Source organism: Herbidospora cretacea (genome assembly GCF_001570605.1).
GTDB classification, from domain to species: Bacteria; Actinomycetota; Actinomycetes; order Streptosporangiales; family Streptosporangiaceae; genus Herbidospora; species Herbidospora cretacea.
The window spans coordinates 320,423-340,841 of the sequence record NZ_BBXG01000001.1; the positions used below are offsets into that span (position 1 = coordinate 320,423).

At 71.9% G+C, this 20,419-nt stretch carries 16 protein-coding genes; 8 read left to right on the forward strand and 8 right to left on the reverse strand.

Annotated features, from left to right (window positions below; all coding sequences use genetic code 11):
• Positions 1-86: 86 nt before the first annotated feature.
• Both AW270_RS00730 and AW270_RS00735 read right to left on the reverse strand, forming a co-directional pair.
• Positions 87-2,018: a hypothetical protein gene (locus tag AW270_RS00730; RefSeq protein ID WP_157521596.1), complete on the reverse strand. Its 1,932-nt coding sequence runs from the start codon at positions 2,016-2,018 to the stop codon at positions 87-89.
• Positions 2,003-2,806, reverse strand: coding sequence for an ABC transporter ATP-binding protein (locus tag AW270_RS00735; protein ID WP_061289117.1), 804 nt, complete (start codon positions 2,804-2,806; stop codon positions 2,003-2,005). The genes AW270_RS00730 and AW270_RS00735 overlap by 16 nt, the downstream gene beginning before the upstream one ends.
• A gap of 309 nt (positions 2,807-3,115) precedes the next feature.
• On the opposite strand from AW270_RS00735, the gene AW270_RS00740 reads away from it, so the two are divergent.
• From AW270_RS00740 to AW270_RS00750, 4 genes are all read left to right on the forward strand, one after another.
• A complete protein-coding gene (locus tag AW270_RS00740; RefSeq protein ID WP_061289120.1) occupies positions 3,116-5,959 on the forward strand; it encodes a helix-turn-helix transcriptional regulator in 2,844 nt (947 codons plus the stop codon).
• 74 nt (positions 5,960-6,033) lie between these two features.
• Positions 6,034-7,578, forward strand: a complete 1,545-nt coding sequence (locus AW270_RS00745) for an acyl-CoA carboxylase subunit beta (RefSeq protein ID WP_061290103.1) — start codon at positions 6,034-6,036, stop codon at positions 7,576-7,578.
• Positions 7,579-7,599: 21 nt separating this feature from the next.
• Complete coding sequence (locus AW270_RS42025; protein ID WP_369408970.1) at positions 7,600-7,794, forward strand: acyl-CoA carboxylase epsilon subunit; 195 nt, start codon at positions 7,600-7,602, stop codon at positions 7,792-7,794.
• Positions 7,791-9,536, forward strand: a complete 1,746-nt coding sequence (locus AW270_RS00750; RefSeq protein WP_061289123.1) for an acetyl/propionyl/methylcrotonyl-CoA carboxylase subunit alpha — start codon at positions 7,791-7,793, stop codon at positions 9,534-9,536. Before AW270_RS42025 ends, AW270_RS00750 begins: the two co-directional genes overlap by 4 nt.
• On the opposite strand, the gene AW270_RS00755 is transcribed toward AW270_RS00750, so the two are convergent.
• The 4 genes from AW270_RS00755 to AW270_RS00770 form a co-directional block, all read right to left on the reverse strand.
• Positions 9,537-10,220 carry a 4'-phosphopantetheinyl transferase family protein gene (locus AW270_RS00755; protein WP_061289126.1) on the reverse strand — a complete coding sequence of 228 codons (684 nt, stop codon included), beginning with the start codon at positions 10,218-10,220 and terminating at the stop codon, positions 9,537-9,539.
• Positions 10,221-10,332: 112 nt separating this feature from the next.
• On the reverse strand, positions 10,333-10,551 hold the full coding sequence (locus AW270_RS00760; RefSeq protein WP_061289128.1) for a DUF5988 family protein: 219 nt from the start codon (positions 10,549-10,551) through the stop codon (positions 10,333-10,335).
• A gap of 92 nt (positions 10,552-10,643) precedes the next feature.
• Positions 10,644-13,718 carry an AfsR/SARP family transcriptional regulator gene (locus AW270_RS00765; RefSeq protein WP_245674513.1) on the reverse strand — a complete coding sequence of 1,025 codons (3,075 nt, stop codon included), beginning with the start codon at positions 13,716-13,718 and terminating at the stop codon, positions 10,644-10,646.
• A 417-nt stretch (positions 13,719-14,135) separates the two neighbouring features.
• Entirely contained in the window at positions 14,136-14,345 is a 210-nt protein-coding gene (locus AW270_RS00770) for a hypothetical protein (RefSeq protein ID WP_061289134.1), read from the reverse strand.
• A gap of 292 nt (positions 14,346-14,637) precedes the next feature.
• On the opposite strand from AW270_RS00770, the gene AW270_RS00775 reads away from it, so the two are divergent.
• Genes AW270_RS00775 through AW270_RS00790 form a run of 4 tightly spaced genes read left to right on the forward strand, consistent with a single transcriptional unit; the run spans position 14,638 to position 18,479 of the window.
• Entirely contained in the window at positions 14,638-14,976 is a 339-nt protein-coding gene (locus tag AW270_RS00775) for a hydroxyisourate hydrolase (protein WP_061289137.1), read from the forward strand.
• 9 nt (positions 14,977-14,985) lie between these two features.
• Positions 14,986-16,701 carry a 2-isopropylmalate synthase gene (locus AW270_RS00780; protein ID WP_061289140.1) on the forward strand — a complete coding sequence of 572 codons (1,716 nt, stop codon included), beginning with the start codon at positions 14,986-14,988 and terminating at the stop codon, positions 16,699-16,701.
• 11 nt (positions 16,702-16,712) lie between these two features.
• Positions 16,713-17,735 carry a tetratricopeptide repeat protein gene (locus AW270_RS00785; protein ID WP_061289143.1) on the forward strand — a complete coding sequence of 341 codons (1,023 nt, stop codon included), beginning with the start codon at positions 16,713-16,715 and terminating at the stop codon, positions 17,733-17,735.
• Between the two features lie 15 nt (positions 17,736-17,750).
• Positions 17,751-18,479 carry a GNAT family N-acetyltransferase gene (locus tag AW270_RS00790; protein WP_061289146.1) on the forward strand — a complete coding sequence of 243 codons (729 nt, stop codon included), beginning with the start codon at positions 17,751-17,753 and terminating at the stop codon, positions 18,477-18,479.
• Here AW270_RS00790 and AW270_RS00795 read toward each other — a convergent pair.
• Entirely contained in the window at positions 18,467-19,261 is a 795-nt protein-coding gene (locus tag AW270_RS00795; RefSeq protein WP_245674514.1) for a DUF1295 domain-containing protein, read from the reverse strand. The genes AW270_RS00790 and AW270_RS00795 overlap by 13 nt on opposite strands.
• Entirely contained in the window at positions 19,258-20,418 is a 1,161-nt protein-coding gene (locus AW270_RS00800; protein WP_061289149.1) for an acetyl-CoA C-acyltransferase, read from the reverse strand. Before AW270_RS00800 ends, AW270_RS00795 begins: the two co-directional genes overlap by 4 nt.
• Position 20,419 lies beyond the last annotated feature (1 nt).

Sequence of the window (20,419 nt, forward strand, 5' to 3'; positions counted from 1 at the left end):
TCCGGAGAGACCGGACCCGCCGTTCGGCATGCGGAGAACACGTACAAAAAAGAGAGGGCGGCCCTTTCGGGTCGCCCTCACCAGGATCAGTGCACGCTCTCCAGGTCCCGGTCGTGGCCGTTGTCCTCCGGCGCGTTCTGCTTCTCGCGTTCCGCCTTGTCGTGGCGGTTCTGGATGGCGGTTCCCCACCACATCATCGCGATTCCCAGCACGGTGAACGCGACCGCCACCGGAATCCGCCAAGGGTCCTGCAGATGCAGGGCCAGGAACCACAGCTTCGTCTCGCTGTCGTTGAAGATGAGCCACAGAGGCACCAGGCCCTGCGGGAACAGCGGGATCCAGCAGAACACCCACAGGAACACCACGAGGGCCTGCTTCCCCGGAGGGAGCTTGGCCTTCGGGCGGCCCACCGACAGGGTCGCGTCGTCGGACGAGCCCGGTGTCACGGTCCCGCCGGAGCGCATGAGGCTCAGCAGCTCGGGGCCCTTCGCCGCGAGGCGGTGGTGGGCCAGGCGGCCGAACCAGACGGCCAGCCAGACGCCGGTGCCGACGCCGACGGCGACCGCCAGCCACGACACGACCGGCAGGTCGAACCGGTCGCCCAGGTAGGCCACGCCGGCCGCCGGGATCGCGGTCAGGACGACCAGGAGCAGCATCATGATGACCTGGCCGAAGATGTTGCCGGCCTCCAGCGGGTTGCCGCTGCGCTTGTTCGGCTCGGTCACCGGGACCAGCATGTAGACCGACACCAGGGCGATCAGGCCGGCGCCGCCGCCCAGGACCGCCGCCAGGATCGACAGGGCCCACGGCCACGTCCAGCCCTCGCCGCCGACGACGGTGCCGGCGACGGTGAAGACGATGGCGATCGGGGCGACCCGCAGCAGCCAGGCGGCCTGGCGGCCGCGCACCTCGGCCCTCTCGGTGCCGGGGGTGACCAGGTTCAGCCACAGCGAGGTGCCGTCGAGGCCGAACAGGTTCGCCGACGTCGCGGCGGCCATCACGACCACCAGGACACCGGCCCACGGCAGCATGCCGTACCAGTCGATGAGCAGCGGGACGAGCGTGTAGAGCAGGCCGAAGAAGATGGCGAACCACAGCAGGTGGGTGCGCATCAGGTCACGCGACCAGGTGCGCAGTTCCTTGGCCGCCACCGCGCCGGTCGCGCCCCGGGAGCCCACCCGGTCGAGCAGGCCGCCCTCGGCGCCGCTGCCCTGGGGCACCCAGTGGAGGGGCTTGGTCGTGGTGCGCCGGACCAGCAGGACCGACCAGACCAGCAGGGCCGCGCCGATGACGGCGCAGATGCCGAGCAGGGCGGCGGCGACCACGAGCCAGTCGCCCCGCCCGGCCGCCTCGACGGCGGCCATGCCCCAGCCCGACGGCAGCCAGTGGACGGCGGTGGAGAAGGCCGGGGGGAAGCCGTAGTTCAGCAGGTCGAGCTGGACGGCCGCCCAGACGAGCACCCACGACTGGTTGAGGATGACGTTCATCGAGGCGTTGACCAGCGCGGCCAGGATCGCGCCGACGCGCGAGCGCACCGCCACGCCGAGCACGCCGATCATCAGCCGCGACAGCGCCACGACCAAGACGAGCTGGAGCGGGATCGCCACCAGGGCGACCGTGAAGCCCGCCACGCCGTGACCGGTCGCGTAGACGGCCAGGGCGCAGAAGGCGATCAGGCTGATGATGGGGGCGACGCCGACGAACGCCGTGCCGAGCAGGCCGAAGGCCAGCTTGCGCGGGTTGATCGGCAGCAGCGAGAAGTGTTCGGGCCGGACGCTCTCGTCGCCGCCGCCGGTGTAGACGGGGCCGAGCATCCACCCGAACAGCCAGACCGCGAAGAGCGCCGCCAGCAGGTCGGCGCTGATCTGGGGGGAGGCGATCTCGGTCCCGGCCACGACGATCGTGCCGACGGCCAGGACGAGACCGGCCAGACCGCCCATCACCATGCCCGCTGCGCGGGAACCACCTATCGAGTGCCGGAGCACCCGTAATTTCATGCCGATCAGGACGCCAACCATGACGGGCCCTTCATAGCGTCGACGTGTGCGCCGACGAGTTCGACGAAACGGTCTTCGAGGGTGCCGCCCGCCCGGACCTCGTCAATGGATCCGGCGGCGGCGACCCGGCCCTTGTCGATGACCGCCACGTGGTCGCACAGCTGCTCCACCAGGGCCATGACGTGGCTCGAGAGCACCACGGAGCCGCCGCCGGCGACGAAGCTCTTGAGCATGGCCCGGATCGTCAGGGCGGACACGGGGTCGACGGCCTCGAAAGGCTCGTCGAGCACGAGCAGGCGCGGGCCGTGCAGCATGGCCGTGGCCAGGCCGATCTTCTTGCGCATACCGGTCGAATAGTCGATCACCAGAGTGCGCTCGGCCTGGTCGAGTTCGAGGATCTCCAGCAGTTCTGCGGCCCGCTCGCTCGCGGTGCCCTTGTCCAGGCCGCGCAGGCGGCCCAGGTAGGTGAGCAGCTCACGTCCGGTGAGCCGCTCGGGTAATGCCAGCCCGTCGGGCAGCACGCCCACGCGGGCGCGTGCGTCGATGGGGTCGGCCCAGACGTCCACCCCGAAGATACGGGCGTGGCCGGCGTCGGGCCGCAGCAGGCCCACCGCCATGGACAGTGACGTGGTCTTGCCGGCGCCGTTGGGACCCACCAGGCCGTAGAACGACCCGGGGGGGACGGAAAGGGTCACATGGTCGACCGCGACTTTCGGGCCGAACCTCTTGCTGAGTCCCTCCAATTCCAGCGCGGGAGCAGAACCTGCCTCGGGGACCGATTCCGTACCTGGTAGCGGAGACGCGTGCACGATAGCTCCCTCGTGTCGAGACTTCTCGTGCACACGCTATCGAAACAATGGCGTGTCCAATTACTCCAGACCGTCTGTCAAGACGCCCGCAATGCCGACCCTGTCAGGGGAAACGCCCGCGACCAGCGATAACGGACGGCCTCCCCGATCACCCCTGAACGACCCCAGAGGAGTTTCCGCACTTAGCCCGTCTCGCGACGATAGGGGTGGCTCGGCCGCTCCGGATAGCCGAATGATAATCCCAGAAAACCGGCGGCCCATAGCCTCCATATCGCCAGAGTAATGGGAATCCCTGACAGAGGGGGGGCCATGGGCCTTGTGGAGAGAGCGGAGGCGTTCGCCGCCCTCGAAGGACTGATAGCGGACGCGCGGTCGGGCAAGGGGCGGGTAGCGCTCCTGACCGGCACCGTCGCGACCGGCAAGAGCGAACTCCTGTACGCCTTCGCCGAGAAGGCGACCGAACTCGGCGCCTTGGCGGTGATGGCCTCGGCGTCCCGGGCGGAGCAGAACCTGCCCCTAGGGGTGCTGGGCCAGCTGATCCAGGACGCCCCGCTGATGGCCGAGGACCGTGAGCGCGCGATGGGCCTGATGGCCGAGAGCGCGGCCCTCGCGGCCGGCCAGGACGAGCACGACGACCCGGCCGGCGCCCTCATGGAGCCGGTCGACGTCCAGGTCGTGCACGCGCTGTGCACGATCCTCCTGGAACTGTCCGAACGCCATCCGCTGCTGATCGTGGTCGACGACGTCCACCACGCCGACCGGATGTCGCTGCTCTGCCTGGCCTACCTGGCCCGGCGGGTGCGCTTCGCCCGGATCGCCGCCGTGTTCGGGCACCCCGACCACGGCCGCTACACCGAGACCTTCTTCCAGACCGAGCTGATGCGCCAGCCGCACGCCCGGCGCGTCCACTTGGCGCCGCTGTCGGCCCGGGGCGTCACGGCGCTGGTCGCCGACCGGCTCGGCCGCACAGTGGCCGAGCGCTTCGCGGCCGACTGGTTCGCGATGTCCGGCGGCAACCCGCTGCTGGCCGCCGCGCTGATGGACGACTACGAGACCGGCGCCCGGACCGCGCCGGACCAGACCCCGTCGGAGCTGGTGGTGGGCGACCGCTACGGGCAGGCCGTGCTGTCGTGCCTGCACCGGGGCGAGCCGATGACCCTCCAGGTCGCGCGCGGCCTGGCGGTGCTCGGCGGGTCCGACTCGCTGGCCCCGCTGCTCGGGCTGACCCAGACCGGCGTCACCCAGTCGTTGCAGGCCCTGACCGCCTGCGGCGTCGTGGCCGGGGGCGCGTTCCGCCACGAGGTGGGACGGGCCGCCGTGCTGGCCGACATCGAGACCCCCGAGCGGGCCGACCTGCACCGTGCCGCCGCGCGCCTCGCGCACGAGGGCGGCGCGGCGGCGGCGACCGTCGCCGACCACCTGCTGCAGGCCGGTCGCGTCGGCGCCGTGTGGGTGGCGCCGGTGCTGGAGGACGCCGCCAGGGCCGCCCTGCGCGAAGGGCGCGTCAAGACCGGCGTCGCCTATCTCCAGCTCGCCGCCCGCGAGTGCACCGACGAGCAGCACCGGATGCGCATCCTGACGATGCTGGTCCGGGCCGAGTGGCGGATCAACCCGGGAGCCCCGGCCGCCCACCTGGCCGAGCTGGCCGGCGCCCTCCAGCGCGGGCAGCTGCGGGGCGGCGACGCGGCCGTCCTGGCCCGCGCGCTGCTGTGGCACGGCCGCACCGCCGACGCCCGGGAGGTCCTGGAGCACCTCGCCCTGGACGCCGACCCGGCCGACGCGGAGGCGGCGGGCGAGCTCGCCGTGGCCCATCCGTGGCTGCGGGTCACCCATCCGGCGTTCCTGGCGGAGCTGCGGGCCGGCCGCGCCGGGACGTCCAGGGAGACCGAGGAGGGAGAGCGCAGGCACGGCCTGTTCGGCGAGCCGGTCCGGCGCGCCGCGATGTCGGTGGCCGCCAGCCGCCGGCTGGAGGCGACCTCGGCCCTGGCCGAGGTGCTGACCCGGGGCCCGCGCGAGGGCCTCGCCGACGGCATCGAACGCCTCCTGCGCGGCTCGCGCCTGGAGGAGATGTCCCTCGACACCGTCGAGAGCGCCCTGCTCGCGCTGACCTACGCGGGCGCCCACGACCGGGCCGCGCCCTGGTGCGACCTGTTCAGCGTCGAGGCCGCCTCCCGGCACGCGCCGAGCCGGCAGGCCCGGCTCGACGCCATCAAGGCCGAGATCGCGGTACGCCAGGGCGACCTGCCCGCGGCCGAGCAGAGCGCCCGCCAGGCGCTGGCCACCATCCCCCCGACCAGCTGGGGCGTCGCCGTCGGCGGCCCGATCGCCGGACTCGTCCTGGCGGCCACCGCCATGGGCCGCTACGACACCGTCGGCGAGTTCCTCGACCGGCCCGTCCCCGACGCCATGTTCGAGACCCGTTACGGCCTGCTCTACCTGTACGCCCGGGGCCGCTACAGCCTGGCCACCGGTCACCCGGCCGCCGCGCTGCGCGACTTCCAGGCGTGCGGCGAGCTGGTCCGCAAGTGGGAGCTCGACGTGCCCGGCTTCATCCCGTGGCGGATCGACGCCGCGGAGGCGTGCCTGCGCGTCGGGCGGCAGGACCAGGCCCGTCAGCTCGTCGAGTCGCAGCTGCGCCGCTGCGGCCCGGCCGCCAAGCGGGTGCAGGGCATGGCCATGCGCGTCCTCGCCGCCACCGGCGAGGTCCGCCACCGGCCGATGCTGCTGCGCCAGTCGGCGGAGCTGCTCCAGGTGGGCGGCGACCGCTACGAACTCGCCCGGGCCCTGCTGGACCTGGTCGAGGCCTACCAGTCGCTCGGGGAGTACCGCCGCGCCGGGATGATCACCGGCCGGGCCCTGAGCGTCGCCAGGGAATGTCAGGCCGAACCGCTCAGCCGCACGCTCTTCCGTGACGGCGACGACAAGAAGACCGCCGAGGCGGCCCCGGCCCCGGCCACGGGCCTGTCCGACGCCGAGCGCCGGGTGGCCGTGCTGGCTGCGGCCGGATACACCAACCGTGAGATCGCCGGGAAGCTCTACATCACGGTGAGCACGGTCGAACAGCACCTGACCCAGACCTACAAGAAGCTGAACATCACCCGCCGTGCGGATCTCCCGCCCAGCTTGGAGTTCGGCAGCCCCTTAACCACCTGACCCGGAGGTATCGCGTGCACATTCAGGAGGAGATCGGAAAGGTCGCCGCATCGGCCCGGCTGCCGGTCGAGACGATGCGGGACCGGATCGCCGAGCTCGCGCTCATCAGGGAGAGCGTGCTGCAGGGCCCGGACGACGACGCGACGCTGCGCCAGCACGCCAAGGGCAAGCTCACCGTCCGCGAACGCCTGGACGTGCTTCTCGACCACGGATCGTTCGTGGAGATCGAGGTGTTCAGAAGGCACCGCGCCACCGGCTTCGGCCTGGAGCGCAAACGACCCCACACCGACGGCGTGGTGGCCGGCTGGGGCAAGATCTACGGCCGCGACGTCATGGTCTACGCCCATGACTTCCGCATCTTCGGCGGCGCGCTCGGCGAGGCCCACGCCAGCAAGATCCACAAGGCGATGGACCTGGCCGAGGCCGCCGGGGTGCCGCTGATCAGCCTCAACGACGGCGCCGGCGCCCGCATCCAGGAGGGTGTCACCGCCCTCGCGGGCTACGGCGGCATCTTCACCCGCAACGTCCGGATGTCGGGCGTGATCCCGCAGATCAGCGTCATGCTCGGCCCGTGCGCGGGCGGCGCCGCCTACTCGCCCGCGCTGACCGACTTCGTCTTCATGGTCGAGGGCACCGCCCAGATGTTCATCACCGGCCCGGACGTCGTCAAGGCCGTCACCGGTGAGGAGATCAGCCAGAACGACCTGGGCGGCGCGGGCGTGCACGGGAGCCGGTCCGGCGTCGCCGGGTTCGTCCACCCCGACGAGGTCACCTGCCTGGAGGACGTGCGTTACCTGCTGTCCCTGCTCCCGGCCAACAACCGCGAACTGCCCCCGTCGGTGGTCCCGGCCGACCCGCCGGACCGCCCCACCGACGCCCTGATCGACATGGTCCCGGCCGACCCCGCGCAGTCGTACGACATGGCCTCGGTCATCGAGGAGATCGTCGACGACGGCGAGTTCTTCGAGTTCCACGCCGACTGGGCCCCCAACCTCATCACCGGCCTGTGCCGCCTGGACGGCCACGTCGTCGGCATCGTCGCCAACCAGCCCAAGCACCTGGCGGGCGTGCTGGACATCGGCGCCTCGGAGAAGGGCGCGCGCTTCATCCAGATGTGCGACGCCTTCAACATCCCGCTGGTGTCGCTGGTCGACGTGCCCGGCTTCCTGCCGGGCGCCGACCAGGAGCACAACGGCATCATCCGGCACGGCGCCAAGCTCCTGTACGCCTACTGCGCCGCCACCGTGCCGCGCGTCCAGCTCGTCGTCCGCAAGGCGTACGGCGGCGCGTACATCGTGATGGACTCGCGGTCGATCGGGGCCGACCTGTCCTTCGCGTGGCCGACCAACGAGATCGCGGTGATGGGCGCGGAGGGCGCCGCCAACGTGATCTTCCGGCGGGAGATCGCCGCCGCCGACGACCCGGCCGCGCAGCGCGCCAAGCGGGTCGACGAGTACAAGACCACCCTCATGCACCCCTACTACGCGGCCGAGCGCGGCCTCGTCGACGACGTCATCGACCCGCGCGAGACCCGGTCGGTGCTGACCCGCTCGCTCGGCCTCCTGCGCGCCAAACACGCCGAGCAGCCGCAGCGCAAGCACGGCAACCCGCCCATGTGAGGCCTGATGTCACCCGAAACGATGTCACCCGAGATCGAAGTCGTGCGCGGCGAACCCACGGAAGAGGAACTGGCCGCCCTGGTCTGCGCCCTCCTCCTGGTCGCCGAGCCTGCCCCGACCGCCACCGGAGGACGCCCGGAGCCGCGATGGTTGCCGCAGGGCCACCGTTCCGCGCGCTCCTGGGCCACCCCGGCCGTCCCGCGAAGGCCGCGATGAAGCTCAGCAGAATCCTGATCGCCAACCGCGGCGAGATCGCGGTGCGGATCGTCCGCGCGTGCGCCGACGAGGGGCTGACCAGCGTCGCCGTCTACGCCGAGCAGGACACCGACGCCCTGCACGTGCGCCTGGCCGACCACGCCTACGCCCTCGGCGGCCAGACGCCCGCCGAGACCTACCTCGCCATCGACAAGATCATCGAAGTCGCGATCCGGTCCGGCGCCGACGCCGTCCACCCCGGTTACGGCTTCCTCGCCGAGAACGCCGCGTTCGCCGAGGCGGTCCTGCACGCCGGCCTGACCTGGATCGGGCCGCCCCCGCACGCCATCCGCTCGCTGGGCGACAAGGTCGCCGCCCGGCACATCGCCCTCCGCGTCGGCGCGCCGCTGGTGCCCGGCACCGAGAACCCGGTCGAGGGCGCGGCGGAGGTGCGGGAGTTCGCCGCCGCCCACGGCCTGCCCATCGCCATCAAGGCCGCCTACGGAGGCGGCGGGCGCGGCCTCAAGGTCGCCCGCACCATGGAGGAGATCCCCGACCTCTACGACTCGGCGGTCCGGGAGGCGGTGACCGCGTTCGGCCGGGGCGAGTGCTTCGTCGAGCGCTACCTCGACCGCCCGCGCCACGTCGAGACGCAGTGCCTGGCCGACCGGCACGGCAACGTCGTCGTGGTCTCCACCCGCGACTGCTCGCTCCAGCGCCGCCACCAGAAACTCGTCGAGGAGGCCCCCGCGCCGTTCCTCACCGACGCCCAGAACAGGCTCCTGTACGACAGCTCCAAGGCCATCCTGCGGGAGGCCGGCTACGTGGGCGCCGGGACCTGCGAGTTCCTCGTGGGGGCCGACGGCACCATCTCGTTCCTGGAGGTCAACACCCGGCTCCAGGTGGAACACCCGGTCACCGAGGAGGTCACCGGCATCGACCTGGTCCGCGAGATGTTCCGCGTCGCGGCCGGAGAGGAGATCGGCTACGACGACCCGCCCGCCCGGGGTCACTCGATCGAATTCCGGATCAACGCCGAGAACCCGGCGGCGAACTTCCTGCCCACGCCCGGCCACATCACGGCGCTGCGCGCGCCCGGGGGACCCGGGGTGCGGCTCGACTCCGGCTACCTGGAGAACCAGACCGTGCCGGAGACGTTCGACTCGCTGGTGGCCAAGCTCGTCGTGACCGGCGCGACCCGGGCGCAGGCGCTGCGGCGGGCCCGGCGGGCGCTCGCCGAGACGGTCGTCGACGGCCTGCCGACCGTGCTGCCGTTCCACCGGGCCGTGGTGACCGACCCCGACTTCGCCGACGAGCCGTTCGCGGTGCACACCCGGTGGATCGAGACGGAGTTCGCGGCCCGGATGCCCGCGGCGGGCGACCCCGCCGAGGTGCCGCCGCGCGGCCCGCGTGAGCGGATCGTCGTCGAGGTCGCCGGGCGTCGTCTCGACGTCGTCCTGCCGCTGTCCGCCAAGGGACTGGGCGGGCCGCAGCAGCAGGCCGTGCGCCGGCCGAACCGGCGCGCGGGCGGGGCGAAGGCGGCGGCCGGGGGAGACGCCCTGGTCAGCCCGATGCAGGGCACGATCGTCAAGGTCGTGGCCGCCGACGGCGCCGAGGTCTCGCAGGGCGACACCATCGTCGTCCTGGAGGCCATGAAGATGGAGCAGCCCCTGACCGCCCACAAGCCGGGCGTGATCAGGGGCCTCGCTTCCTCGGTCGGGCAGAGCGTCTCGGCCGGTTCGGTGATCTGCGAGATCGGTTAGTCAGTTCGCGCCAGACTCGGCGGGTGCGGCGAGCGGGACCACGATGGCCGTCAGGAGGAGGCCCTCGCCCGCGAGCCAGCGCCCGCCGAAGGCGTTGATGCGGCGGCCGTTGACCCGGGGGCCGGTGACCAGCAGGCGGGCGCCGAACGTGCCGCGCGCCGGGTCGAAGTGGATGACCGCGTCCTCGAAGTTCAGCCAGCAGTTGGCCAGCGGGTACCAGGCCTTGTAGACCGACTCCTTGGCGCAGAACAGCAGCCGGTCCCACGGGATCGAGGGGTGGGCGCGGCGCAGCGCGCGGATCGCCTGCCGCTCCTCGGGCAGCGCCACGGCCTCCAGCACGCCCGGCGGCAGCGCCTCGGCAGGCTCGGCGTCGATGCCGATGGAGGCCACGGTCGTGTTGAGCCCGACCACCGCGCCCCGGTAACCCGTGCAGTGGGTGATGCTGCCCACCAGGTCGCCCGGCCATAAGGGCTCGCCGCGCACACCGGGGAGGATGGGCGCCGGCGGGCGGTCGAGCTTGCGCATGGCGAGGCGGGCGCAGGCGCGCGCGGTGGTGAACTCGCGGCGGCGCTTGTCGACCGCGGCCGCGATGACGGCCTCCTCCTCGGGGAAGAGCGGACCGCCGAGCCGGTCGTCGACGGTGTCGGCCGCCGTCACGAACGGCGGCAGGATCTGCTCGATCATGATTTTCCCCTGGTACTCGTCACAATGACCACGCTAAACAGGCGTGGCCGGTGGGAGAACTCCCACCGGCCGCGTCTCGGGTCGCCTGCCCGGCGTTAAGGGCACTAGGGGCTCACTCGGCGACCGAGGTGCGCATGACCCACCGGAACACCCAGTCGGGCCCGGCGCCGGGGACGTACGCGAAGTGCTCCCAGCCGGCGCCGTTGGGCACCTTGACCTTGCCGGACATGGCCGTCTTGCGGGGCACCTCGACGCGGCGGGGCAGATGGCGGGGACCGCCCTCCAGCAGCACGGTGAAGGCGGGGCGACGGGTCAGCGTGGCGGTCGGCACGATGCACGCTCCTTCATGGAGGTTGTCTGGTCCTCTCATGCTGACTTTCACGGACGGCCCCTCACATCCCCCTAGAACCCCTACGACCACCGTTACGTGTGCCGGGCCGACTTGAGCCGCTCGGTGATCCTCTCGCACAGTTGGCGGCCCGCCGGGGAGTCCATCCGGTCGCAGAGCGCCAGCGCCTCGGTGAGCGCCTCGCGCGCGGCCTCCGGATCGCCGGACGCCTGGTAGGCGTCGGCCACCAGCGACAGCGCCTCGGCCTCCAGCATCGAGGCGTTCATCCGGTTGAACAGCATCAGCGCCTCCCGCAGGTGGGGCAGCCCCTCCTCGGGGTGGCGGCGGGCCAGCGCGAGCTCGCCGAGGCCGACCTTGATGCGGGCCTCGGCCAGGCGGTGGTTGGTGGTGGCGGCCAGCACGAGGGCCTGCCGCAGCGCCGCGTCGGCGGCCTCGTGCGCGCCGGTCCGCAGCCGGGCCAGGCCGAGCCCCTGGAGGGCGTACGCCTCGCCGGTCCGGTCGCCCATCTCGCGGACGACCGTGAGCGCCTGCTCGAAGATCTCCTGCGCCTGCCCGGCGTCGCCGGCCCGCAGGAGGGTGCTGCCCGTGCGGTGCAGCACCTGGGCTTCCACCCGGCGGCTGCCGCCCTCCCTGGCCAGCCGCAGGGCGTCGGCGAGCAGGGCGCGCGCGCCTTCCAGGTCGTCGTGCTCCAGCCGGAGCTGCGCCAGGCTGTTCATCACGTACGCCGCCGCGATGCGGTCGCCGGTGCGCTGGAAGATCTCCAGGGCGCGCTCGTAGTAGTCGCGGGCCTCGTCGAACCGGCCGACCATGCGGTCGAGCAGGGCGAGGTTCCTGATCACCAGGGCGACGCCCAGGTCGTCCGGGAGGTCCTCGAACAGCGTCAGCGCCGCGTCGAGGTTGGCCCGCGCCTCGGAGTAGCGCTGCTCGGTGATGTGCAGCGAGCTCAGCGAGTAGAGCATCGCGGCCTGCCCGCGCACGTCGTCGGCGGTCCGGGAGGCCGCGAGGGCGATCTCGTGGGTGTCGCGCCAGTCGTCGAAGTAGGCGCGCGACTCGAACAGGGTGACCGCGCTGATGGCCAGGTCCCACGACAGCTCGGCGAACCCGGCCTGGGCGGCCTGGCGGATGCCCGCGACCAGGGTGAGGCGTTCGCGTTCGTACCAGTTCAGGGGGGCGCTGACGAGCTGGGAGACGAGCTTGTCCGGCAGCGGCCAGCGGGTCGCGCCGCTGTGGATCTGGGAGTGGTCGTCGCCGTACTCGTTGCGGTGGGCGGCCTCGGCGAGGAACAGCAAACCGCCCAGGACCCGGCCGAGCGCGGCCCGCCGCTCGGCCGCCGTCTCCTCCGCGGCCAGCCGCTCCCGGGCGAACACCCTTATGAGGTCGTGGAAGCGGTACTGGCTGTGCACGCCGTGGCCGATGCCGGTCGTCTCGATGAGCTGCGCGTCGGCGAGGTCGTCGAGCAGGTCCTGCGTCTCGTAGAGGGGGCGGTCGAGCAACGCGGCGCTGACCCAGGCGGAGAACACCGAGAAGTCCAGGATGGCCAGGCGGCGGAACAGTCTCCTGGCGTCGTCGGGGGTGCTCTCGTAGGTCAGCGAGATGCTGGCCCGGATGCCCATCTCGCCGTGCTTGAGCTCGTCGAGGCGGCGGGTCTCGTCCTCCAGCCGCCCGGCCAGCTGCTCGATGCTCCAGTGGGGCCGGGCCGACAGCCGCGCGCCAGCGATGCGCAGCGCCAGCGGGAGCTTGCCGCACAGCTCGGCGAGCTGGGCGGCCGACTCCATCTCGGCCTGCACCCGGTCGGCGCCGGCGATCCGCGACAGCAGCTCGATCGACTGCTGGAGGTCGAACACGTCGACCTCGACGTGGACGGTGCCGGGCAGGCCCGCGAGCCGCCCGCGGCTGGTGACGACGACCGCGCAGCGGGACTCGCCGGGCAGCAGCGGCGTCACCTGTCCCTCGCTGTAGGCGTCGTCGAGCACGACCAGCATGCGGCGGTCGGCCAGCAGGCCGCGGTACATCTCGGCGCGTTCGTCGAGGCTCTCGGGGATCGCGTTGCCGGCCACGCCGAGGGCGCGCAGGAAGCGTTCGAGGACGTGCATGGGGCTGATCGGCCGGGACGCGCCGCCGTGCAGGTCGGCGTAGAGCTGGCCGTCGGCGTAGAGGTCGGCGATGCCGTGGGCGGAGTGCACCGCGATGGTCGACTTGCCGGTCCCGGCCTTGCCGATGATGCCGATGATGGGGACCGCGTACCGGGTCCGGTCCTCGGCGGCGAGCAGGAGGTGCTGGCGGATCTCCTCGACCTGTTTGGAGCGGCCGGTGAAGTCGGCGATGTCGGTCGGCAGCAGCCGGGGCACGCTGACCGCGGGGGCCTGCGGGGGAGCGGGCGGCGGGTTCGGCTGCGGGACGGCGGCCGGCGGCGGGTCCACGACCAGCGCGGGGCGCGTCGCGGCCGGCGGGGCGGCGAGGCGGTCGTCGGAGGTGAGGATGGCGTACTCGAGCTGCTGCAACTGCTCGTTCGGCTCGATCCCGAGCTCTTCGATCATCGTGCGGCGGGCCGTGCGGTAGACCTGGAGGGCCTCGACCTGCCGGCCGGAGCGGTAGAGGGCGACCATGAGCTGGCCGCGTAACCGCTCGCGCAGCGGATATTCGTCGACGAGCGTGGTCAGTTCGCTGACCAGTTCATGGTGGTTGCCCAGGTCGAGTTCGAGCTGGAGGCAGTCCTCGTTGGCGGTGATGCGGTTCTCCGCCAGGCGTCCGGCCGACGACTGCACGAACCGGCTCTCGATGCCCTCCAGCGCGGGCCCGCGCCACAGCGCCAGGGCCTCGCGGTAGACGCGGACGGCGTCCTCGAACTCGCCGCTCTCCCGGGCCCGGCGGGCCTCGGCGGTCAGCCGTTGGAAACGGTGCGAGTCGATGGACTCCAGGTCGGCCTTGAGCGCGTAGGCGGTCGACTGGGTGGTGATGATGCCCGGCTCGCCGTGCTTGGCGAACAGGCGGCGCATCGCCGAGATGCAGATCTGCACCTGTGACCTGCTGGTGTTCGGCGGGTTGTCGCCGTAGACCGCCTCGACCAGCCGGCCGATGGTCACTCCTCGGTTGGGTTCGAGCAGCAATACGGCAAGGACGGTCTGCTGCCGGTTGCTTCCCAGGTCCAAGCGGTCGTCTCCGTCGACCACCTCGAGCGGTCCGAGAACGCGGAACTCCACCTCGCAGCCCCCTGCAGAGATCCAGCAGTCTCTCGCCCGCGGGCGCGGCGTCCCGCATGACGGAGTTACCCGTCAGTTGAAAATTGAATGGGAGTGAGCTGCTGTGACGCTTTGTGTCATTCTGGACCCAGATCATACATCTTGTGCAGATTGTGATCCAGCGCAACTTGGCCTATTTAGGCCGGTTTTGTCGAGTTATTGTAACGGTAACATAGTTGTCATGCGACATTGGTCGCGTATATGCAGACATTGGTTACCGCCCGGTATCTCGCAATGCGGAACGGCCGGAGACCCCCGTCTCCGGCCGCTCGTTTCCGGTGGCCTCGGCGGCCACCCGGGCCGCGCAGCAGGAAGTACGTGCCGAGATTAGTCCCAGGGGGTGTCCTCCGTCGCGCCGCCCGTGGGCTTGGGCGCCGGCGGGGTGAGTGTGGGCAGCGGGCTCGGCGAGGCGGCTGGGACGTCGTCGGCGAAGACCGGCTGCGCGGAGAGCACGGCGGTCCCGGCGGTCAGCCCGCCGAGGGCGATGAGCGTGGAGGCGATGAGGCGGACGGTGGCTCCGGGGCGGAGGATCTGCATGGGATTTTCCTTCGGGGTCGTATTCCTGGGGCGCTTTCCCTCACCCGAGAATTGCTGACCGGTTTTGTTTTCCCGTCGCTCTCTCGGTGTGTCCTCAACCTAGGAAAGGCCGCCATCCGCTCGTTATCGGTTCGCTCTCGGGCCTCCATCCACCACCTTTATCGGTGGCCGGCGCCGTCGAATAGCGGATGGAAAGGGGATCGATAGCGGCCGTTGTCACCCTCGGTCTGCAACCGAAATCAGCACAGCGGCCCGCGCGGGCTCGCGGGCCTGGAGAGTGGGCGTTCCGGACATGAGCATCACGTCGCAAGCGCTGGACAGCGTTTACGGCCGGTCGGCCGCCGGCGTGCGCGCCCGGCTGGAGCAGGCCGTCGACCTCGGCTGGCGCCGTCTGGGGACGGCGGAGACCGACGCGGACGGCTGCATCGCCGAATGGGCGGCCGATCATTTCGAACGCGGGCTCTACCGAATCGTGTTCGACAGTGACCACTATTTCGTCGGCCTCGGGCTGAGCGCGGCCTATCCGGAGATCACCGTGATGTTCCGGATTGCCGACGAGTCCGACTCCTATCGGATCCAGGTCACCCTTTCGCCCCACTCGTATTCCATCTACTTCGGGACCGACAACTAGGGATCCGCCGTGAGCCACAACAGCAGAGGGGTGCGGCGCTACGAACCACCCGCATCCGTTTCACTCCCGGGCCGCACCTGGCCCGACAACCGCATCACCCACGCGCCGCGCTGGTTGTCGACCGACCTCCGCGACGGCAACCAGTCCCTGGCGACGCCGATGGACCCGGTCCGCAAACGGGCCATGTTCGACCTCCTCGTCGGCATGGGCTACAAGGAGATCGAGGTCGGCTTCCCGGTCGCCTCGCAGGACGACCACGACTTCCTGCGCCATCTCATCGAGCACGAGCGGATCCCCGGCGACGTCCGGATCTCGGTGCTCACCCAGGCCCGCGACGAGCTGATCCGGCGGACCGTCGAGGCGCTCCAGGGCGCGCCGCGCGCCACCGTGCACATCTACAACGCGACCTCCCCGCAGTTCCGCGACCTGGTGTTCGGGCTGACGCGCGACGAGTGCAAGGAGATGGCGGTCCGGGCCGCCCGCCTGATGATGAAGTACGCCGACGAGATGCTGACCGGCACCGACCTCGGCTTCCAGTACTCCCCGGAGCTGTTCAACGACACCGAGCTCGACTTCTCCCTGGAGGTCTGCGAGGCCGTCATGGACGTCTGGGAGCCCGGCCCCGGCCGGGAGATCATCCTCAACTTCCCGACCACGGTTGAGCGCGACACCCCCAACGCGTTCGCCGACCAGATCGAGTACCTGCACCGCAACCTGTCGCGCCGCGAGCACGTCTGCCTGTCCGTCCACCCCCACAACGACCGGGGGACGGGGGTCGCCTCGGCCGAGCTGGCGCTGATGGCGGGCGCGCAGCGGGTGGAGGGCTGCCTGTTCGGCAACGGCGAGCGGGCCGGCAACGTCGACCTGGTCACCCTCGGCATGAACATGTACAGCCACGGCGTCGACCCCGGCGTCGACTTCTCCGACCTGGGCCGGGTCCGGCGCACGGTCGAGCAGTGCAACGGCATCCCCGTGCACCCGCGCCACCCCTACGGCGGGGACCTCGTCTTCACCGCCTTCTCCGGGTCCCACCAGGACGCCATCAAGAAAGGCTTCGACGCCCTCGCCCGGCAGGCCCACGAGGCCGGCGCCGACCCCGAGGAGCTGCCCTGGCGGGTGCCCTACCTGCCGGTCGACCCGGCCGACGTGGGCCGCACCTACGAGGCGGTGGTGCGCATCAACAGCCAGTCGGGCAAGAACGGGGTCGCCTACGTCCTGGGCGCGTGGCACCACCTGAACATCCCGCGCGGCCTGCGGATCGACTTCGCCCGCGCGGTGCAGCGCTACACCGACGCCGAGGGCGGCGAGATCTCCCCGCAGCGGGTCGGCGACCTGTTCTACCGCATCTACACCTCCTCGCTGCCCGTCCCGCTGGCGTTCGCGCCGGGCCTGGTCTCGGCGGAGCTGCACCTGGACGCGGGCGAGTTCGACATGAGCGGCGGCCGGTCCGACCAGGTCGCGGCGCTGCGCGCGGAGCTGTCCGCACGGGGCGTGGAGGTGCGGGCGGTCGAGTGGACCGCCGCCGAGGCCGCCGCCACGGGCCGGGTCGCCGTCTACGCGCACTGCCAGGTGGGCGAGCACGAGGTCTGGGGCGCCGGGGTGGAGCTCGACGCGACCACGGCCGCGCTCCGCGCGGTCAGCGCGGCGGTGGGCCGGTCGGCGTGGAGCGTGCTCAGTAGCGCCACTCCGCGTCCACGCCAGGCCAATCTGGTCGAACACCGGTAATTTAGGGCGGTATGACTGAGCCGGGCGAGGACGTCGTCAGTGCCCTCCGGGGCGCCGCATCCATCGAGGAACGGCTGCGGGCGGCGGGGACCGCACCTCCCGCCCACCTCGTCCGGGCCGCCGCGACGGCCCGCTCCCGCGCCGGGGAGCTGCTGCTCGACCGGGCGATCCCGGGCCTGGGCATCTCGTTCGTCGACGCGGCCCTGCTGTCCCGGCGCAGCTCACCGGACCTGGCCGCGGCCCGCGAGCACCTGCTGGCCGCGGCCCGCCACGACCCCGACGACGCCCACACCCTGCTCCTGCTGGGGTCGGTCGCCCTGGCCACCGGTGACGTGCGGGGAGCGGTGGAGGCGGTGGGCGCGGCCCGCCCGGCGGACCGCGAGCACGCCGAGATGCTCGCCACCCTGTACGCCTGCCTCACCGCCCACGACCCGGGAACCCCCGAGGGCCGCCGATTATCGATCCTGCGCGCGGCCGTCGCGGCCCCGCCGAGCCTCATGCGGGGCCCCGTCCTGCTGGCCCTGGGGAACCTGCTGACCACCCTCTCCGACGACGCCGGCGACCTCGCCGAAGGCGTCGATCTGCTGGTCGAGCTGATGGAGCGGAGCAAGCCGGGCGACCCCGAGCACGTCCACGCGATGATCCTGGTGACGTCGGCGATGTGCCGCCACCTGACGATCGACTTCCCCGCCGACCTGAGCCGCCTGGCGGTCGTCCTGCCCTGGGGCAGCCGCGACGACCTGACCGTGGCGTGCGCCGCCCTCTGCCGGGCCAGGGTCGAGCGGGAGCCGGAACACCTGACCGAGGCCGCCCGCCACCTGCGCGGGGCCGTCGAGGAGCCCCGGCCGGACGACCGGGAGAAGTTCCTGCTCGCCGGTGCCGGGCTGGCGCTGTTCTACGAGCGGTTCGTGGCCGAGTTCGCGCTCGAATGGCTGAACGCGGCCGACCGGTGCTGCGACATCCTGGAGGCGCTGCCGTACCACACGGACGTGTCCGCCATCCGTCAGCGGATCGCCGAGCAACGGTCCGCCTGAGGCAAGATGTCCCATATGACCGACATGCTCACCCGGTACGCCCGCCTCCTCGCCGCCTCCGCCGACGCCCACGTCGCCCTCCAGGGCGGCAAGGTGTCGCGGACCGACGACATGTGGCTGGCCGACTTCGGGGGAGCGGCCGGGTTCGCCAACGGGGCGACGCTGCTGCGGGAGCCGCAGGACGTGGGTCGCCTCGCGGCCGAGGCGCTGGACTTCGCCGACCTCCACGAGGGCCCCGGCCTGTTCTACTTCTGGGGCGGCTGGCCGCTGCCCGAGCCGGTCGGGCCCTGGCGATCGGACGGGCGACCGCCGCTGATGATCCGCGAGCCGGCCGACCCGCCGAGGCTGCCGCACCACGTCGAGGAGGTCACCGGAGACCCGGCCGAGTTCGAGGCGACCCTGGCCCGGTCTTACCCGCTCGACCGGGCGGGCTGGCAGCCCGGCCGCCTGTTCGGCGGGGACATCCACGCCACCGGCTGGCGGCTGTTCCTCGGCCGGCTCGACGGGCTGCCGGTGGCGACCTCGGCGGCGTACACCCACGACGGCCTGACCGAGGTCAACTACGTCTCGGTGGCCCCGGAGGCGCGGGGCCGGGGGTTCGCCGCCGCCGTCACGTTCGCCGCCTCCTGCGCCGACCCCGCCGCCTCGGCCATGCTGCTGGCCAGCGACCTCGGCCTGCCCGTCTACGAGAAGATGGGATTCCGGGCGCTGACCCACTTCCACATGTGGGCCTACGACCGCTGACGCGGCGGCATCGGGAAGAACCCGCTGGTCCGCGACACGTAGTCGACGAACTCCTGGCCCTTGCTCTTCGCCATGCGCTTCTCCGTCAGCGCCTTCCCGCTCTTGGAGATCAGCAGGTACGTCATCAGCACCGGGCAGACGACAGTGAGCAGCGCCCACGGGTTGCCGACGGAGATGAAGAAGAGCCCCCACCACACGGCCGCGTCACCGAAGTAGTTGGGATGCCGGGTCCACGCCCACAGCCCCCGGTCCATGACGCGGCCCTTGTTGGCCGGGTCGGCCTTGAACGCGGCGAGCTGGGCGTCCCCGATCGCCTCAAAGGCGAACCCGACGATCCAGAACGCCACCCCGATCCAGGTGAGGGCGTTCAGCGGCTCGGCCTGGTACATCGCGATCTGCACCGGCAGGGACACGAACCACATCACCGCGCCCTGCGGAAGATAGATCTTCCTCAGCACGAACGGGGCGACCGGCCCCTGGTTCTGGCGCAGCATGGCGGCGTACCGGGGGTCCTCGCCCTTGCCGCGGTTGCGGTTGTGGATGTACGCGCCGAGCCGCACCCCCCAGATGGCGGTGAGCAGCAGCGCGAGCGTCGCCCGCACGAGGTTGCCGTCGGCGATGACGAGGGAGAGCACGAAGGAGACGACGGCGATGACGACGAACCCGATGCCCCACACCGAGTCGACGATCGACTGGTTGTCCGTGCGCAGTGCGTAGGCCATGGTGGCCGCCATGGTCAGCGCGACGGCTATGAGGGTCGCGGCCAGATTGATCCAGATCACAATGACCCGTCTACCCTTTCGATGAGGACTGCCACCCCGAGCCCGGCGGCTCCGCTGACCGCCGCGACGCCGTAGCGCCCGCCGAGGCGCTCCAGATCGTCGACGCACTGCCCGACCATGATCGCCCCGGTCGCGCCGAAGGCGTGGCCCATCGCGATCGTGCCGCCGCCGGGGTTGAGCCGGTCGGGGCCCGGCCCGAGGTCGCGCCGCAGCCGCAGGCACAGGGCGGAGAAGGCCTCGGCGAACTCGTACACGTCGACGTCGTCAGGCGAGAGCCCGGCCCTGGCCAGCACCTTCTCGATGGCGGCCTGCCCGGCGGTCAGCATGATCACCGGGTCGACGGCGGCGGTGGCGGACGCGACGATCCTGGCCCTGCCGGGGCGGGTGCCGAGCACGAGCAGCGCCGCCCCGTCGGCCAGCGCGGGGGAGGAGCCGACCGTGTGGTGGTGGTCGATCGCGCCGACCTCTGGGTGGGCCTTGAGCGCGACGGCGTCCTGCGCCGGGTCGGCGAAGGCGGGCGGGAGCGCGGCGAGCGACTCCATCGAGGTGCCGGGCCTGATCAGCTCGTCGCGGTCGAAGACCGACCCGTCGGCGCGGGTCGCCGGGATCACCGAGGCGGCGTAGTCGCCCCGGTCCCAGGCCCGCGCCGCCTTCGCGTGGGTCTCGACGGCGTAGGCGTCGAGCTGCTCGCGGGTGAACCCGTCGATGCTCGCGTTCAGATCGGCGGCGACGCCCATGTGGATCGAACCCGGGTCGGTCCAGAGGGGCGCGCGGTCGCTGAACATGGGCACCCGGGACACGCTCTCGACGCCCCCCGCCACCGCGAGGTCCAACTCCCCGGTGCGGACGCGCGCCGCCACCTGCGCCACCGCGTCGATCCCGCTGGCGCAGAAGCGGTTGACCGTGCCCCCGGGGACCCCATCGCCCCATCCGGCGGCCAGGGTCGCGACCCTGGCCAGGTTGCCGCCCTGCTCGTCGACCTGCGAGGCCGACCCGACGATCACGTCGCCGACGGCGGCGGGGTCGAGCCCCCTGGCGACGAGGGCCCTCTGGAGATCGGCGACCAGGTCGACCGGGCTCCGGTGGTGGAGGGAGCCCTTGGGCGACCCCTTGGCGCGCGGGGTGCGGACATAGTCGAGGACGTAGACGTCGGACACG